The 1,442-nt window shown below is 50.5% G+C and carries 1 rRNA gene; it reads right to left on the bottom strand.

Annotated features, from left to right (window positions below):
• Positions 1-8: 8 nt before the first annotated feature.
• Positions 9-1,442 (bottom strand): 16S ribosomal RNA (locus HMPREF0072_RS08835); the annotation flags it as partial.

Consider the following 1,442-nt stretch of genomic DNA (forward strand, 5'->3'; position numbering starts at 1 on the left):
ATCCTTAGAAAGGAGGTGATCCAGCCGCACCTTCCGATACGGCTACCTTGTTACGACTTCACCCCAGTTACTGACCCTACCTTCGACTGCTGCGTCCACAAGGGTTCGCTCACAGGCTTCGGGTATTGCCAACTTCCATGGTGTGACGGGCGGTGTGTACAAGACCCGGGAACGCATTCACCGCGGCATTCTGATCCACGATTACTAGCAACTCCAACTTCATGCACTCGAGTTGCAGAGTGCAATCCGAACTGGGACAGGCTTTTTGAGATTCGCGTGACATCGCTGTTTAGCTGCTCTGTGTACCTGCCATTGTAGCACGTGTGTAGCCCAAGTCATAAAGGGCATGATGATTTGACGTCATCCCCACCTTCCTCCGGTTTGTCACCGGCAGTATTGTTAGAGTCCCCAACTTAATGATGGTAACTAACGATAGGGGTTGCGCTCGTTATGGGACTTAACCCAACATCTCACGACACGAGCTGACGACAACCATGCACCACCTGTATTACAGTCTTCCGAAGAAGTAAGGAACTATCTCTAGCTCCCGCCGTAATATGTCAAGACTTGGTAAGGTTCTTCGCGTTGCGTCGAATTAAACCACATGCTCCGCTGCTTGTGCGGGTCCCCGTCAATTCCTTTGAGTTTCACGCTTGCGCGCGTACTCCCCAGGCGGAGTGTTTAATGCGTTAGCTGCGGCACCCAGATTTACTCCAGACACCTAACACTCATCGTTTACGGCGTGGACTACCAGGGTATCTAATCCTGTTTGCTACCCACGCTTTCGTACCTCAGCGTCAGATTATGGCCAGAAAGTCGCCTTCGCCACCGGTATTCCTCCTAATATCTGCGCATTTCACCGCTACACTAGGAATTCCACTTTCCCTTCCATATCTCAAGATGAGCAGTTTTAAAAGCTTACTGTAGTTGAGCTACAGGATTTCACTTCTAACTTGCTTACCCGCCTACGTACCCTTTACGCCCAATGATTCCGGACAACGCTCGGACCTTACGTATTACCGCGGCTGCTGGCACGTAATTAGCCGGTCCTTATTCCTATGGTACTGTCATTTTCTTCCCATAGAAAAGATTTTTACAACCCGAAGGCCTTCTAAATCACGCGGCGTCGCTGCATCAGGGTTTCCCCCATTGTGCAAAATTCCCCACTGCTGCCTCCCGTAGGAGTCTGGGCCGTGTCTCAGTCCCAATGTGGCCGTACACTCTCTCAAGCCGGCTACTGATCGCTGTCTTGGTGGGCCGTTACCTCACCAACTAACTAATCAGACGCAAGTCCATCTTAGAGCGATAAATCTTTGACCAACTCTTCATGCGAGGTGTTGGTGTTATAGGGTATTATTCTTCGTTTCCAAAGGCTATCCCCTTCTCTAAGGCAGGTTACTCACGCGTTACTCACCCGTCCGCCACTAATCCACTTAAAATCA

Source organism: Anaerococcus lactolyticus ATCC 51172 (assembly GCF_000156575.1).
GTDB classification, from domain to species: domain Bacteria; phylum Bacillota; class Clostridia; order Tissierellales; family Peptoniphilaceae; genus Anaerococcus; species Anaerococcus lactolyticus.